Origin of the sequence: Thermus sp., from assembly GCF_039793865.1 — a bacterium.
Classification (GTDB): Bacteria; Deinococcota; Deinococci; order Deinococcales; family Thermaceae; genus Thermus.
In genome coordinates, this window is the sequence record NZ_JBAMMI010000036.1 from 1 (window position 1) to 14689 (window position 14689).

The 14689-nt window shown below is 68.6% G+C and carries 16 protein-coding genes and 1 CRISPR repeat array; of the genes, 13 read left to right on the top strand and 3 right to left on the bottom strand.

Translation table 11 applies throughout. The features are described from left to right. The first annotated feature begins 449 nt into the window (after nt 1–449). A CRISPR array of direct repeats spans nt 450–1011; the repeat unit is 36 nt; unit sequence GTTGCAAACCACATAGCCCCGTAAGGGGATTGCGAC. Between the two features lie 120 nt (nt 1012–1131). Beyond that, on the bottom strand, nt 1132–1842 hold the full coding sequence (locus tag ABJK26_RS03420) for a pseudouridine synthase (RefSeq protein ID WP_347240827.1): 711 nt from the start codon (nt 1840–1842) through the stop codon (nt 1132–1134). Nucleotides 1843–1984: 142 nt separating this feature from the next. Between ABJK26_RS03420 and ABJK26_RS03425 the strand changes: the two genes are divergently transcribed. Further along, nucleotides 1985–3106 (top strand): alanine--tRNA ligase-related protein, encoded by a 1122-nt coding sequence (locus tag ABJK26_RS03425; protein ID WP_347240828.1) that lies wholly within the window; start codon nt 1985–1987, stop codon nt 3104–3106. Between the two features lie 4 nt (nt 3107–3110). Next, nucleotides 3111–3881: a glucose 1-dehydrogenase gene (locus ABJK26_RS03430; RefSeq protein ID WP_347240829.1), complete on the top strand. Its 771-nt coding sequence runs from the start codon at nt 3111–3113 to the stop codon at nt 3879–3881. Between the two features lie 2 nt (nt 3882–3883). On the opposite strand, the gene ABJK26_RS03435 is transcribed toward ABJK26_RS03430, so the two are convergent. Continuing rightward, a complete protein-coding gene (locus ABJK26_RS03435; protein WP_347240830.1) occupies nt 3884–4426 on the bottom strand; it encodes an FAD-dependent oxidoreductase in 543 nt (180 codons plus the stop codon). 57 nt (nt 4427–4483) lie between these two features. On the opposite strand from ABJK26_RS03435, the gene ABJK26_RS03440 reads away from it, so the two are divergent. The 11 genes from ABJK26_RS03440 (at nt 4484) to ABJK26_RS03490 (ending at nt 14050) form a co-directional block, all read left to right on the top strand. Beyond that, entirely contained in the window at nt 4484–5608 is a 1125-nt protein-coding gene (locus ABJK26_RS03440) for a PASTA domain-containing protein (RefSeq protein ID WP_347240831.1), read from the top strand. Then, a complete protein-coding gene (locus ABJK26_RS03445; protein WP_347240832.1) occupies nt 5596–5934 on the top strand; it encodes a YraN family protein in 339 nt (112 codons plus the stop codon). Before ABJK26_RS03440 ends, ABJK26_RS03445 begins: the two co-directional genes overlap by 13 nt. 16 nt (nt 5935–5950) lie before the next feature. Further along, a complete protein-coding gene (locus tag ABJK26_RS03450) occupies nt 5951–7774 on the top strand; it encodes a menaquinone biosynthesis decarboxylase (protein ID WP_347240833.1) in 1824 nt (607 codons plus the stop codon). Between the two features lie 67 nt (nt 7775–7841). After that, entirely contained in the window at nt 7842–8792 is a 951-nt protein-coding gene (gene trmB, locus ABJK26_RS03455; RefSeq protein ID WP_347240834.1) for a tRNA (guanosine(46)-N7)-methyltransferase TrmB, read from the top strand. 4 nt (nt 8793–8796) lie between these two features. After that, nucleotides 8797–10158, top strand: a complete 1362-nt coding sequence (gene glmU, locus ABJK26_RS03460) for a bifunctional UDP-N-acetylglucosamine diphosphorylase/glucosamine-1-phosphate N-acetyltransferase GlmU (protein ID WP_347240835.1) — start codon at nt 8797–8799, stop codon at nt 10156–10158. A gap of 142 nt (nt 10159–10300) precedes the next feature. Further along, nucleotides 10301–10522 (top strand): twin-arginine translocase TatA/TatE family subunit, encoded by a 222-nt coding sequence (gene tatA, locus ABJK26_RS03465; protein ID WP_347240836.1) that lies wholly within the window; start codon nt 10301–10303, stop codon nt 10520–10522. After that, nucleotides 10519–11259 (top strand): twin-arginine translocase subunit TatC, encoded by a 741-nt coding sequence (tatC, locus tag ABJK26_RS03470; RefSeq protein WP_347240837.1) that lies wholly within the window; start codon nt 10519–10521, stop codon nt 11257–11259. The genes tatA and tatC overlap by 4 nt, the downstream gene beginning before the upstream one ends. 33 nt (nt 11260–11292) lie before the next feature. Further along, entirely contained in the window at nt 11293–12360 is a 1068-nt protein-coding gene (locus ABJK26_RS03475; protein ID WP_347240838.1) for a bifunctional 3-deoxy-7-phosphoheptulonate synthase/chorismate mutase, read from the top strand. Continuing rightward, nucleotides 12360–13304 carry a 4Fe-4S dicluster domain-containing protein gene (locus ABJK26_RS03480; protein ID WP_347240839.1) on the top strand — a complete coding sequence of 315 codons (945 nt, stop codon included), beginning with the start codon at nt 12360–12362 and terminating at the stop codon, nt 13302–13304. The genes ABJK26_RS03475 and ABJK26_RS03480 overlap by 1 nt, the downstream gene beginning before the upstream one ends. A 9-nt stretch (nt 13305–13313) precedes the next feature. Next, a complete protein-coding gene (gene mce, locus ABJK26_RS03485; RefSeq protein ID WP_347240840.1) occupies nt 13314–13712 on the top strand; it encodes a methylmalonyl-CoA epimerase in 399 nt (132 codons plus the stop codon). After that, entirely contained in the window at nt 13712–14050 is a 339-nt protein-coding gene (locus ABJK26_RS03490) for a VanZ family protein (RefSeq protein ID WP_347240841.1), read from the top strand. Before mce ends, ABJK26_RS03490 begins: the two co-directional genes overlap by 1 nt. Here the strand turns inward: ABJK26_RS03490 and ABJK26_RS03495 are convergent. Next, nucleotides 14004–14687 carry an SDR family oxidoreductase gene (locus ABJK26_RS03495; RefSeq protein ID WP_347240842.1) on the bottom strand — a complete coding sequence of 228 codons (684 nt, stop codon included), beginning with the start codon at nt 14685–14687 and terminating at the stop codon, nt 14004–14006. The two genes, ABJK26_RS03490 and ABJK26_RS03495, sit on opposite strands and share 47 nt — an antisense overlap. Nucleotides 14688–14689: the final 2 nt, after the last annotated feature.

Sequence of the window (14689 nt, forward strand, 5' to 3'; positions counted from 1 at the left end):
AGCCCCTGGGGGAGCTCTTACCAGGCCCGGCGCCTGAAGGCCGCCCTCTTGGGACGGGAGCGCTACACGCCCTTTTACTTGCGAAAGCGCTAGTTGCTACACTTGTGCGCAAAATTGCGGGGCAAAGCCGTCTTTTAAAGCTTTCTCATCTGGTAGCTTCGTCCTGAAGGTTTCTTTCCTCGCAAAAGTGGACTTGGTACACCGTTGCCCTCATGTGCTATACTGACCCTAACCCGGACCTCCGGGTGGGGACCTTGAAAGCCAGTTCTTCCCTTGGGGATGGGCAATATGCGTTTTCCCCTTCTCATCGCCCCTTTCTCCTGTGGCTTTTCATCGGCACAAACCCCCGAAAACCCCCGTTATTCGCCGTGTGCATATTCCAAGCTTCATCTTTCTCATAAACCCCCCTCTGGCGGTGCCGTCCAGGACGGGGTTCTTAGAGGGGTAGAGTTGCAAACCACATAGCCCCGTAAGGGGATTGCGACCTCCCCTGAGGAGGAGGGAGAGCATCGATGCCATGAGGGTTGCAAACCACATAGCCCCGTAAGGGGATTGCGACTGAAAAAAAGTTGCGGCGACCCCGATTCCCTTGATTTCTAGGTTGCAAACCACATAGCCCCGTAAGGGGATTGCGACTTAGATAGCGTAGCTTCCGCGACCAAGGTCGTGAGGTAGGCCGGTTGCAAACCACATAGCCCCGTAAGGGGATTGCGACCCGGGGGAGTGGCTCATCACGATAACCCCCGCCTGCAGTTGCAAACCACATAGCCCCGTAAGGGGATTGCGACATGCTCAGGATGGTCCTCGCATACTGCAGCTTTTCGTTGCAAACCACATAGCCCCGTAAGGGGATTGCGACTGGACCGCTCCAGCAACCGGAAGGCTACCGGTTGAGCCTGTTGCAAACCACATAGCCCCGTAAGGGGATTGCGACACGTTGAAGACGAGGGGGCCATAGACCCCGTACCACCCCTCGTTGCAAACCACATAGCCCCGTAAGGGGATTGATACTGTCTTGAGCGTCAAGCCACCCCCTGGGCCAACCGACCGGCGTAGTACTCCCTGAGCCGCCCCATCATCCGCCTGAGGAGCTTGTGGGCCACGGCCGCCCACCCGGCGCGGGTCGGCGCCTCACGGCAGAAGGCCTACGGCGGCGTAAAGGGCCTTTTCCTCTTCCTCCGTGAGAAAGCGGGCCTTTCCCGGGGGGAGGTCCCCAAGCCCCAGGGGGCCGAGGGAGAGGCGCTTGAGGTAGAGGACCCGGTTATCCCGGGCCTGGAACATGCGCTTCACCTGGTGGAAGCGGCCCTCCCTCAGGACCACCTCGGCCCAGGTGGGGTCTTCTAGGGGGTAAAGCTCGGCGGGGAGGGTCTTCTCGCCGTAAAGGAGAATCCCCTCCCGGAAGGCCTCCACGTCCTCGGGCCCCACGGGCCGCTCCAGGTGCACCAAGTAGCGCTTTTCCACCTTGTGCCGGGGGTGGGTGAGGCGGTGGAGGAGCTCGCCGTCCGTGGTGAAGAGGAGGAGGCCCTCGGCGTCCTTGTCCAGGCGGCCCACCGGGGAGAGGTCCCGGGTGGGAAAGCCCTCCAGGAGGGCGTAGACCGAGGGCCCCTCGGCCCGGCTCGTCACGAAGCCCCTGGGCTTGTAGAGGAGGACGTGGTGGTGGCGCCGCACCTCCAGGGGCTTCCCCTCCACCTCCACCCCGGCCCCCTCCGGCAGGAGGAAGCCGGGGTCCCTGACCACCTGGCCCAGGACCCGCACCTTCCCCGCCCGCACCAGCCGGGCCGCCTCCTTGCGGCTTCCCAGGCCCAGGCGGGCGAGGATTTTATCCAGCCTCTCCCCCCTCATGCCCTTTCCCGTGCTCCATGGAGGCTTTGCCGGGAGCGTGGGGCGGCGCCTTCCGGCCACCCAAGGGCCTCCACCCGTACCAGGTTAAACCCTGGAGGGCAACCTGGGCTTTCTGCACCCGGCCTTCCTTATCCTAAGGGGCGTGAGGCTTTACCAAGAGGACAGCTACGCCACCCGCTTCCGGGCCCGGGTGCAAAGGGCCTGGAGCGACGAGAAGGGCCACTACGCGGTGCTCTCCGAAACCCTCTTCTACCCCGAGTCCGGAGGCCAGCCCGCGGACACCGGGGTCCTCCGGGGGCCTTTCGGCGAGGTCCGGGTCCTCGAGGCCTACGAGGAGGAGAAGGCCTTCGGGGACGTGGTCCACGTGCTTTCCGCCCCCATCCCCGAGGGGGCGGAGGTGGAGGGGGAGATTGACTGGGGAAGGCGCTTCCGCCACATGCAGCGCCACACCGCCCAGCACCTCCTCTCCCAGGCCCTTCTCCGGGCCGGGGGGTACCACACCGTGGCCGTGAGCCTGGACTCCCCGGTGTGCACCGTGGACCTCGAGGAGGAGGCGGAGGAGGCCCGGGTGCGGGAGGCGGAGGCCCTGGCCAACTTCGCCGTCTACGCCGACTACCCGGTGGAGGCCTTCTTCGTCTCCGAGGAGGAGCTCGCCCAGTACCCCTTGCGGCGCCCCCCCAAGGTGCGGGGCAAGGTGCGCCTGGTAAGGATCGGGGACTTTGACCTGGCGGCCTGCGGGGGGACCCACCTCAAGACCAGCGCCCAGGCGGGGCCCATCAAGGTCCTGAAGTGGGAGCGCTACAAGGGGGGGACGCGGGTCCACTTCATGGCCGGGTGGGAGGCCCTGGAGGACTACCACGCCAAGCACGCCCTCCTTTCCCGCCTGGCCCTCGCCTTCTCCACGAACCCCCTGGAGCTGGAAAAGCCCATCAAGAGGCTCCAGGAGGAGCTCTACGCCCTGAAGGGGGAAAACCAAGCCCTGAAAGAGGCCCTGGTGGAAGCCCTCCTGCCCCGGGCCCTGGAGGAGGAAGCCCTCCTCGTGCCGGAGGCGGTCCTGGGGGAGCTCGCCAAGAGGCTCCTCGCCTGGAGCCAAAGGACCTTCCTCCTCGTGAGCCCGGAAGGGCGCTTCGCCCTCCTCGGCCCGAGGGCCCAGGAGGTCCTGGCGAGGCTCAAGGCCCTGGGGGCCAAGGGGGGCGGCAGGGAGGTGGTCCAGGGAGCCCTGCCCCGGGAAAGGGCCCTGGAGGCCCTGGGGCTTTTAGGCTAGGGGCATGGGGCTTTTTGAGGGCAAGGGAGTCTTGGTCACGGGGGCGGCCCGGGGCATCGGCCGGGCCATCGCCCTGGCCTTCGCCCGGGAGGGGGCCATGGTGGCCCTGTGCGACCTTTTGCCCGAGGGCCGGGAGGTGGCCCGGGAGGTGGGAGGGTTCTTCGTCCAGGCGGACCTCGCCGAGGAGAAGGACCGGGTGCGGTTCCTCGAGGAGGCGGCCCGCGCCCTGGGGCGGGTGGACGTCCTGGTGAACAACGCCGCCACCGCCCATCCCGGCTCCGTCCTCACCGTGCCCCTCCCCGCCTGGCGGCGGGTCTTGGAGGTGAACCTCACCGCTCCCATGCACCTCTCCGCCCTGGCCGCCCGGGAGATGCAGAAGGTGGGGGGCGGGGCCATCGTGAACGTGGCCAGCGTCCAGGGCCTCTTCGCCGAGCAGGAAAACGCCGCCTACAACGCCTCCAAGGGAGGGCTCGTCAACCTCACCCGCTCCATGGCCTTAGACCTCGCCCCCCTGGGCATCCGGGTGAACGCCGTGGCCCCGGGGGCCATCGCCACCGAGGCGGTCCTGGAGGCCATCGCCCTCTCGCCGGACCCCGAGAGGACCCGCCGGGACTGGGAGGACCTCCACGCCCTAAGAAGGCTCGGGCTTCCCGAGGAGGTGGCCGAGGCCGTGCTCTTCCTGGCCTCGGCGAAGGCCAGCTTCATCACCGGGGCCATCCTCCCCGTGGACGGGGGGATGACCGCGAGCTTCATGATGGCGGGCCGCCCGGTGTAGGCCTACTTGGCGTGATCCTTATAGGGCTCGCCCCGCAGGTCCGAGACCAGGTGCACGGCCACGTAGGCCCCGTCCCCGGCGCTCACGATGGCGTGACCCGGCACCTTACCCCGGGCCACCCCGGCGGCGTAGACCCGGGGGTAGCTGGTGCGCCCTCCCTCGTCGGTGTCCAGGAAGGTGCCCCGGCGGGCGAGGCCTAGGAGGGAGGGCAGGGTGGGGTCCTTGTGGGTGCAGAGGAGGAGCCTCTCCGCCTCCTCCAGGCCTCCGTCGGTCTCCACGGCGAAGACCCCGCCCAGGTCCCGCACCCCCCGCGCCAGGCCCCGCCGCACCTCGGCCCCGTAGCGCTCGGCGTGCTCCCGCAGGCGTCTTAGGAGTTCTTCCCCGGAAGGTTCGTCCAAGAGCCCCGGGTAGTTGGGCACCTGGCTTACCTGGGCGATCTTGGCGTGGCCGCCGTCCAGCACCAGGACCTTGAGCCCGGCCCGGGCCAGGAAAAGGGCGGCGGAAAGCCCAGCAGGCCCCCCACCCACCACGAGAACGTCCCACATAGCACTTCCAAGTATAGGCGAGGGAGGGGCTCTGGCGGCGGGTATAATGGGCCACGCATGCTTTTGGACGACCGCTACCCGGTTTTGGAGACCCTGAGGGCCCAGGAGGGCGTCACCCTCTACCGGGTAGAGGGGGGGCTGGTCTTCCTCTTTGACGTGAAAACCCCCGAGGACAAGGAGCGCTTCTACCGCTACCGGGCCGCCGTGCGCCGGCTTCAGGAGCTCGGCCTTCTGGAGGCCCAGGTCTCCGCCAAGCCCGGGAGGCACTACGTCTTTTTCCCGGAGAAGCCCCTGGCCCGCAAGGCCCCGCCCAAGGCGGCCCTCGAGGCCCTGGCCCCCCTGGGCTTTGGGCGGGAGCACCTGGCCATGGCCGAGGACGGGGTGGCCTACCTCGCCCCCTGGCCCCTCCAGGGGGGGCTTCCCAGGCCCAAGGGGAGAAAGCCCGGGGAAAGGCTTCTAGGGGTGGTCCCGGGCCTTTTCCTTTCCCTCCTGGGCCTCTTCCTTTTGGGCCAGGCCTTCTACCGCTACTTCAACCCGCCGGAGTACACCGTGCCTGACCTCGTGGGCAAAAGCGCCCGCGAGGCCTTCCTCCTCCTCAAGGACACGGGGCTTAGGGTGGAGGCGGCCGCGGGCAACGACCCCACCAAGCCCAAGGACGTGGTCCTGGCCCAGGACCCGGCCCCGGGCACCCGCCTGAGGGAGGGGCGGGCGGTGCGCCTTCTCCTGAACCAGGCCCGCTTCAACCCCTTGCCCGACCTCGGGGGTCTTAGGGAGGAGGAGGCCGAGGCCCGTCTTGCCGAGCTGGGGTTTAAGGTGGCGAGGAAGGCCTATCTCCCGAGCCAGGAGCCTCTGGGCGTGGTCCTGGCCCAGGACCCCGCCCCCGGCACCCCCGTGCCCCCGGGGGGCGGGGTGCGCCTCCGGGTGGCGGTGCGGGGGGGGGTGCTCCTGCCTCCCGCCCCTCCCGAGCCCCAGGCCCGAACGGTGAGCCTGGCCTTGGACCTCCCCCCGGAGGCGGAGGGCAAGGGGGTGCGCCTGGTCCTCCTGGACGAGCGGGGGGAGCGGGTGGTCTACGAGGGGATGGGGCGGGAGGGTTTAAGGCTGGAGGGAAGCTACCAGGTCCAGGGGGAGGCCCGGTTCCGCCTCTACCTGGACGGGGAGCTCTTCCAGGAATGGGCGCCTTGAGGGGAAGGTGGGCCGAGGAGGAGGCTCTCCGCTTCCTTCTCGGCAAGGGCTACCGCCTCCTGGGGAAAAACCGCCGTACCCCCTTCGGCGAGGTGGACCTCTTTCTGGAGAAGGAGGGGGTCTACGTGGTGGTGGAGGTGAAGCAGAGGGGCTCCTCGGCTTTCGGCACGCCCCTCGAGGCCATCACCCCAAAGAAGGTGGAAAGGCTCCTAAAAAGCGCCCGCTTCCTCCTCGGGCGGGACGACCTCCCGGTGCGCCTCGAGGCCGTCCTGGTCCGGGGTACCCCTCGGGACTTCCGCTTAGAGCACCTTGTTCTGGAGCTCTAGGGGTAAGCTAAGGCCCGTGTTTCGGAACCTTCGGGCTTACCTCGAGGCCCTGGAGAGGCGGGGAGAGCTCAGGCGCATCCGCGTCCCGGTGAGCCCCGAGCTGGAGATCGCTGAGATCGCGGACCGGGTGGTGAAGGCGGGGGGCCCCGCCCTCCTCTTTGAGCGGGTTTTGGGCAAGGACTTCCCCGTGGCCATCGGCCTTTTCGGCACCCGGGCCCGCACGGCCTTCGCCCTGGGGGTGGAGGACCTGGACGAGCTGGCGAGGAAGGTGGAGCTCCTTTTGCAGCTCAAGCCGGGGAAGGGGGGGCTTTCCGCCCTCATGGGGCTTATCCCCAAGCTCCCTCTCCTTAGGGGCTTCTTCCCGAGGAGGGTGCAGAGGGCCCCGGTGCAGGAGGTGGTGCTCCGGGGCGAGGCGGTGGACCTAGGGCGCCTTCCCGTCCTCAAGACCTGGCCCCTGGACGGGGGGCCCTTCCTCACCCTGCCCCTCGTCATCACCAAAGACCCGGAGACCGGGGAGCTCAACCTCGGCATGTACCGCATGCAGGTCCTGGACCGAAGGAGCACCGCCATGCACTGGCAGCTCCACAAGGTGGGCCGCCGCCACCTGGAGAAGGCGAAGAAGCTGGGGAAGAGGCTGGAGGTGGCCGTGGCCTTGGGGGGGGACCCGGTCCTCACCTACGCCGCCACCGCCCCCCTGCCCCCTCTGCCGGGGGTGAGCGAGTTCCACCTGGCGGGCTTCCTCCGGGGAGCCCCCATTGAGCTCGCCCGGGGGGTGACCGTGGACCTTCCCGTGCCCGCCGAGGCGGAGTTTGTCCTCGAGGGCTACATAGACCCCGAGGAGCCCTGGGTGGAGGAAGGCCCCTTCGGCGACCACACGGGCTTCTACACCCCCATAGACCTCTACCCCCGCTTCCACGTCACCGCCCTCACCCACCGCAAGGGGGCCATCTACCCCGCCACCTTGGTAGGGGTCCCCCCCATGGAGGACGCCTACCTCATTGAGGCCACGGAGAGGCTCTTCCTCCCCGCAATCCGCCTCGTCCTCCCCGAGGTGGCGGACTACCACCTGCCCCCCGAGGGGGTGGCCCACAACTGGGTGAACGTGGCCCTGCGCAAGGAGTACCCGGGGCAGGCCTACAAGGTGGCCTACGGGATGCTGGGCCTCGGGCAGATGATGTTCGCCAAGGTCCTCGTGGCCGTGGACGAGGGGGTGCCGGTGAAGCCCGGGTTTTCCGCGCTCCTCGAGGCCCTCAAGCACGCCCTCCCCGGGCGGGACACCCTCCTCCTAAGGGGCCCCTTGGACGTCCTGGACCATAGTTCCCGGGCCTTCGCCTTCGGGGGGAAGCTCGTCATTGACGGCACGAGGAAACTCCCCGAGGAAGGGGGGGAGGTGGCCTTCACCCCGAGGGTCCACCCCGAGCTCCCCGAGGACCCCGAGGTCCTGGCCCAGAGGCAGTGGCCGGGCCTCTGGGGGGCGGTGCTGGAGAAGCGCCGCCCCCACCAGGCCTGGGAGGTGGCGGAGAGGCTCCTAAGCACCCCGCAAAGCGCCGGGGTCCGCCTCCTCCTACTCGCCGACGGGGATACCGCCCTAACCCCGGAGGAACTCCTCTGGTACGTGCTCAACAACATAGACCCCGAGCGGGACGCCCGGGTCATGCCGGGGGCGGAGGGGCCGGTTCTGGTCCTGGACGGCACGAGGAAGCTTCCCGAGGAGGGGTTCCAGCGGGTCTGGCCCGAGAGGATCCGCATGGCCCCCAAGGTGAAGGCCCTGGTGGAGGCGAGGTGGGAGGAGTACGGCCTTATTGGGTCCACCGAGCGGATGTACCCGGGCTTGAGGTAAAGGGTGGTGGGCGGGATGTCCTTAACTCCCTTTGAAGGCGCTGTGAAAACCCCTATAATCGCTCCTCGTGCTGGTGCGCCCCGCCCTCCTTCCCTCCTGGCCTCCTGGCCCCGTGGACCTCTTCGGGCGGGAAGGCCCCTTGGTCCTGGAGATCGGCTTCGGGGACGGGCGCTTCACGGCGGAGCTCGCCAGGGCCCACCCCCACTGGCTCGTTCTGGGGGCCGAGGTCTCGGCGGCGAGCGTGCTCAGGGCCTACCGGAGGATGCGCCGGGAGGGCTTGGGGAACGTCCGCCTCTACCACGGGGAGGGCCCCTTCGCCCTAAGGAACCTGGTGCCCCCGGGGAGCCTTCACCGGGTCATCGTCAACTTCCCCGACCCCTGGCCCAAGAAGCGTCACCAAGAAAGGCGCCTCCTGCAGGAGGGGTTTTTCCGGAAGCTTTCCACTAGGCTTGCGGAAGGGGGAAGCCTCCTCCTCACCACCGACCACGAGGAGTATTTCCGCTTCGCCCTCGAGGAAGCCGAGAAGACGGGGCTTTACCGCATAGAGGTGAGGCCCCCCCCGGAAAGCCACCTCCGCACCAAGTACGCCCTCAAGTGGAAGGAGGCGGGGAGACCCTTTTTCCACGCCGTCTTTACCAAAGTGGCCGAGGACCCCACCCCTTGGCCCCCCGTAAGGAGGTACGCGGTGGCCCACGCCCTTTTGGAAGGAACCTTGCCCGAGGCCCTGCCCCTGGCCAAGACCCCCCTGCCCCTGGAAGGCGGGGTGGCGGTCTTCCTGGAGGTGGCCCGGGGAGAGCACGGCTTCTACGTCCTCACCCACGTGGAGGAGGAGGACCTGACCCAGGACCTCCTCCTGGAGGTGCGCACGAGCGCCCACGGGATCTACGCCGGGGTGAGCCGCTTCGGAAGCCCCCTCATCACCGACGGGGTCAGGGAAGCGGTGGCGGCCCTGGCGCGCTTTCTGCAGACCCTGGGCTTAAAGGTGGCGCAGGACCACACCGGAAAGGGGCTAAGATAGCTTTATGCACGCCCACGTGATCCTGGCCGCGGGGCAGGGGACCAGGATGCGGTCCCGCCTGCCCAAGGTGCTTCACCCCCTTTTGGGAAAGCCCATGCTCCTCTACGCCGTGGAGGCGGCTTTGGTCCTTAGGCCCGAGCGCCTCGTGGTGGTGGTGGGCCACGGGGGGGAAAAGGTGGTGGAGGCCCTGGAGGGCTACCCCGTGGAGGTGGCCTGGCAGAAAGAGCAGCTCGGCACCGCCCACGCCCTCCTCCAGGCGGAAAGCCTCCTCCAGGGCTTCCCCGGGCCCTTCCTCGTTACCCAGGGGGACACCCCCCTCCTTTCCCCGAAGACCCTGGAGGCCCTTCTCCAAAGGGTGGGGGAGGGGGCGGGGATGGCCCTCCTCACCGTGGAGCTCCCTGACCCCACGGGCTACGGCCGGATCCTCAGGGAGGGGGAGGAGGTCTTGGGGAACGTGGAGGAGAAGGACGCTTCCCCCGAGGTGAAGGCCCTCCGGGAGGTGAACGCCGGGGCCTACGCCTTTGACGGCTTCCTCTTCCGGGCCCTCAAGGAGGTGAAAAACGAAAACGCCGCCCGGGAGTACTACCTCCCCGACCTCCTCGCCATCTATCGCGCCCACGGCAAAAGGGTGGTGGCGGTGCGGGGCGTGGCGGAGGAGGCCTTGGGGGTGAACACCCGGGAGGAGCTCGCCCGGGTGGAGGGGGTGCTTCTTAGGAGGCTTCGCGCCGAGTGGATGGGGAAGGGGGTGCGGATGATCCTCCCCGAGACCATCTACCTGGAGCCCTCGGTGGAGCTCGCCCCCGACGTCACCCTCTGGCCCGGGGCGGTCCTTAAAGGGAGGACCCGGATCGGCGAGGGGTGCGAGGTGGGGGCCTACAGCGTCCTCGAGGACACGGTGTTGGAACCCGGGGCCAAGGTCCTCGCCCACACCGTGGCCCAGGGGGCCCACCTCCACCCCGGGGCCTCCGCCGGGCCCTTCGCCAGGCTCCGCCCGGGGGCGGTCCTCATGGGGGAGGCCCACGTGGGGAACTTCGTGGAGGTGAAGAAGAGCGTCCTCCACCGGGGGGTGAAGGCGGGGCACCTGGCCTACCTGGGGGACGCCGAGGTGGGGGAGGGGACCAACATCGGGGCCGGGGTCATCACCGCGAACTACGACGGCAAGAGAAAGCACAAGACCCAGATCGGCAAGAAGGCCTTCATCGGCTCCAACAGCGTCCTCGTGGCCCCGGTGCGGGTGGGGGACCGCGCCTTGGTGGGGGCGGGGAGCGTCATCACCCAGGACGTGCCCGAGGGCGCCCTGGCCGTGGCCCGGGAGAGGCAGAAGAACCTCGAGGGGTACGCCCTGAGGAAGCTCGGGGAAGGGTAAGTACCCCACCGCGGCTTTTGCCGCAGTGGGGGCCCCAAAATTTCCCACGGCCAAAGCTTGGGCATCCGGTGTTGCAAAGCCAAGGTGCGGGCACTTGGCTTCCTTCATCTCCCTTTCAGCTCCGGGGTGCTAAACTTAGGGCATGACCCTCGGCATGCCGGAGATCCTCGTCATCCTCCTCGTCGCCCTCCTCATCTTCGGGCCCAGGAAGCTCCCCGAGCTCGGCCGCGCCCTGGGGCAGAGCATCCGCGAGTTCAAGCGGGGGGCCCAGGAGATCCGGGAGGAGCTGGAGAAGAGCCTTGAGGTGAAGGACCAGCCCAAGCCCACGACCGCTCAGGAGGCCAAGGAGGAGCCCAAGGCTTGAAGGAAGCCCCCCTGGTAGAGCACTTAGAGGAGCTCCGCGCCCGGATCCTCTGGTCCCTCCTCGCCTGGGCGGTGGGGACGGGTGTGGCCTGGACCTTCAGGGTCCAGCTTTTGGAGTGGTTGAAGAGGCCCTTGGACCTTGCGGCCAAGGCCCACGGCATCCAGGTTAACCTCATCGTCCTGGACATCACCGAGCCCTTCCTCGTCTCCCTGAAGGTGGCGGCCTTCGGGGGGCTTGTGCTCGCCCTTCCCTTCATCGTCTACCAGGTCTGGGCCTTCATCGCCCCCGGGCTCTACGAGCACGAGAAGCGTCTGGCCGTGCCCTTCCTCCTGGGGGCGGGGTTCAGCTTTGCCCTCGGGGCGCTCTTCGCCTACTACGCCTTCTTGCCCTTCGCCGTCCCCTTCCTCCTGGGCTTTCTGGGGGACGTGGTCACCCCCCAGATCTCCATCGGCCGCTACATGGGCCAGATCCTCATGATGATGGGGGTCATGGGCATCGTCTTTGAGATGCCGGTGGTGAGCTACCTCCTCGCCCGCCTGGGGATCCTCTCCTCCGCCTTCCTCGCCCGCAACTGGCGGGTGGCCGTGGTCCTCCTCCTCACCTTGGCCGCGGTCATCACCCCCACGGTGGACGTGGTCTCCCTCTTCATCGTGAGCGGGCCCCTCCTCGTCCTCTACTGGGTCTCCGTCCTGGTGGCCCGGCTCGCGGAGAGGCAGAGGCCCCAGGAGGCCGCTTGACACCCTGAGGGCGGGGGGGCCATAGAATAGGCCATGGACGAGCGCATCCAGGCCCTCCGCAAAGAGGTGGACCGGGTGAACCGGGAGCTTCTTAGGCTCCTCTCGGAGCGTGGAAGGCTTGTTCAGGCGATCGGCCGCATCCAGACGGAGCTCGGCCTTCCCCACTACGACCCCAAGCGGGAAGAGGAGATGCTCGCCTACCTCACCCGGGAAAACCCGGGGCCCTTTCCCAACGAGACCATAAGGAAGCTCTTCAAGGAGATCTTCCAGGCGAGCCTGGACCTCGAGGAGCGCCAGGACCAGAAGAAGTTCCTCTACTCCAGAAAGCACAGGCCCGAGCCCACCCGGGTGCGGGTCAAGGACGTGGTCTTCGGGGAGAGGCCCCTCCTCATCGCCGGACCCTGCTCCATTGAGGGCGAGGAGCAGATCCTGGAGACGGCCCGCTTCCTCGCCAGCAAGGGGGTGAGGGTCCTGAGGGGCGGGGCCTTCAAGCCCAGGACCAGCCCCTACGGCTTCCAGGGCCTCGGGGTGGAGGGGCTTAGGCTTGGCCGCAAGGCGGCGGACGCCTTCGGCATGGTCTTCGTCACCGAGGTCATGGACACCCGGGACGTGGAGGTGGTGGCGGAGTACGCCGACATCCTCCAGGTGGGGGCCCGGAACATGCAGAACTTCGCCCTCCTCAAGGAGGTGGGGAAGGCCCGGCGCCCCGTCCTCCTAAAGCGGGGGCTTGCCGCCACCATAGAGGAGTGGTTCTACGCCGCCGAGTACGTCCTCGCCCAGGGGAACGAGGCGGTGATCCTGGCGGAGAGGGGGATCCGCACCTTTGAGCGCTGGACGCGGAACACCCTGGACCTCTCCGCCGTGGCCCTCGCCAAGCAGGAGACCCACCTTCCCGTGGTGGTGGACGTGACCCACGCCGCCGGGCGCACGGACCTTTTGGCCCCCCTGGCCCGCGCCGCCTTGGCCGTGGGGGCGGACGGGGTGCACGTGGAGGTCCACCCCAACCCCAAGGTGGCCCTCTCCGACAACCAGCAGCAGATGGACTTCGCCCAGTTTGAGCGCTTCCTGGAGGCCATCCGGGACCTCCTCCCGGAGGGCTGATGGGCCTTTGGGACAACCTCCTCAACGCCTTCCTCAAGGCCACGGACCCAAGGCCCCGCTACACCGAGGCCCGCTGCCTCCTCTTTAAGAACAGCGTGGGGGGGTGCGACAGGTGCTACCAGGCCTGCCCCAAGGGGGCGGTGCGGCTCGAGGGGTGGCGGGTGGAGCTGGACGAGGTCTTGTGCACGGGGTGCGGCCTCTGCACCGGGGTCTGCCCCGGCCTCGCCCTGGAGTACCCCCTTGGAGGCATCCAGGAGGCCCTCATCCGGGGGAAGGGGAAGCTCAGGTGCTCCCAGGCGGAGGGCAAGGGGGAGGAGGTCCTCTGCCTGGGCCGCCTCACCCCGGGGCTTCTCGCCGAGGCGGGAAGCCGCTTCGGGAAGGTGGTCCTCGCCCGGGGGAACTGCGCGGAGTGCAGAATCGGGGGCCTCGAGGTCCCCGAGCACCTCGCGCGGATGGCCGAGGAGGCGAGGCGCTACCATCCCGTGGAGGTGGAGGTGGTGGAGGGGGAGCTTCCCGGGGAAAGGGTGGGGAGGCGGGAGCTCTTCCAGGCCCTCCTGGGAAGCGCCAAGCGCACCGCCGCCGACTTTGTTCCCGAGCTTCCCCTGCCCGCCCCGGAGGAGAAGGAAGGGGAGCTTCCCGCCGAGCTCCGCCTGAGGCGCCTCGCCGCAAGCCGCGCCCCCGAAGCCCATTGGCCGAGGATCCGGGTGGAGGAGGGGTGCACCCTCTGCCCGGTGTGCACCAACGTCTGCCCCACGGAGGCGGTGAGGCGGGTGAGGGAGGGGGAGGAGTACGTCCTCTACCTGAAGGTGGAGGCCTGCACGGGGTGCGGGGCCTGCGTGGAGAGCTGCCCGCCCCAGGTGATCCGGCTGGAGGAGGCCCCTAAGGAGGAGGTGGGGAAGGAGCTTGAGCTCTTCCGGGGCAAGCCCCCCTGGTACGACCTTTAGAATGGGCCCATGCGGCTCCACCACGTGGGCATCGCCGTGGAGGACCTCGAGGAGGCCAAGGCCCGCTACCGGGCTCTGGGCTTTCAGGTGGTGGCGGAAGGGGAGGTGGCCGCCCAGGGGGTGCGGGTGGCCCTCCTGGAGGGGGAAGGGGAAACCCTCCTGGAGCTCCTCGCCCCCCTGGGCCCGGATACCCCCGTGGGGCGGTTTTTGGCCAAGCGGGGCCCCGGCCTCCACCACCTGGCCTTCGCCACTTCCGAGACCGAGATAGAAAAGGCCCTCGCCCGGCTTAAAGCGGAGGGGGCGAGGCTTATTGACGAGGCCCCAAGGCCCGGCTTCGGGGGCCACCGGGTGGCCTTCCTCCACCCATCCTTCGGCCTCGGGGTCCTTTGGGAACTGGTGGAGGCCTAGTGCGCTCCCTCTACGCCCTCCTCGCCCTCCTCTGGATGGGGGCGCTCTGGTGGCTTTCCGACCGGCCCGCCCCGGGGGCCGGGCTTCCCCACCCTTGGGACAAGCTCGCCCACTTCCTGGCCTACGCCCTTTTGGGAGCCCTTTGGCGGCGGGGCCTTTCCCGCTTTGCCCCGGCCTTTCTCCTTTCCGCCCTCTACGGCGTGGTGGACGAATGGCACCAAAGCTTCGTCCCCGGGCGGGAGGCCTTCGGCCTGGACCTCGTGGCGGACTTCCTCGGGGCCTACCTGGGGGCTAGAGGGGCGGGTAGATGGGAAGCTCAAGAAGCCTCCCGCCCTTAGCCTTGGCCGCCTCCACCACCATCTCCGCCACGAGCTCGGGGGCGATCCAGCGGGAAAAGTCCGCCTCGGGCATGGCCTTGCGGTTGGCCTCGGTGTCCAGGGTGCCCATGGGGTAGACCACGAGGAAGCGCACCCCCTCCACCTCCCCCTGCAAGGACCTTAGGAGGCTCGCCAGGGCGGTCTTGGCCGCGGTGTAGAGGGCCCTTCCCGGGCCCACTCCCGTCCAGGCGGGCCCGGCGGCGAAGGCGGCGAAGAAGCCCTCTCCCCGCTTCTCCAGGTAGGAGAGGACGGCCCGGAGGAGGTTGTAGGCGGTGCGGAGGTTCAGGTCCAGCATCCAGTCGTAAAGCCCGGGGTCGGAGTCCAGAAACCGCCCGGCGGCGAAGCCCCCCACGGTGTGGACCACCCCGTGGAGGGGGGCCTCGGCCTCCACGAAGCGGGCGAGGGCCAGGGCCTCCTCCGGTTTGGTGAGGTCGGCGACGAAGGTCTTGGCCCCCACGGCTTTGGCCCTCTCCGCCATGCGCTCGGGGCGGGGGTCGGAGAGGAAGAGCCTGGCCCCCGCCTCGTGGAAGGCGGGGATGAGGGCCCGGGCCAGGGCCCCTCCGGCCCCGGTGATGAGAAAAGCCTTCCCTTGGAGCATGC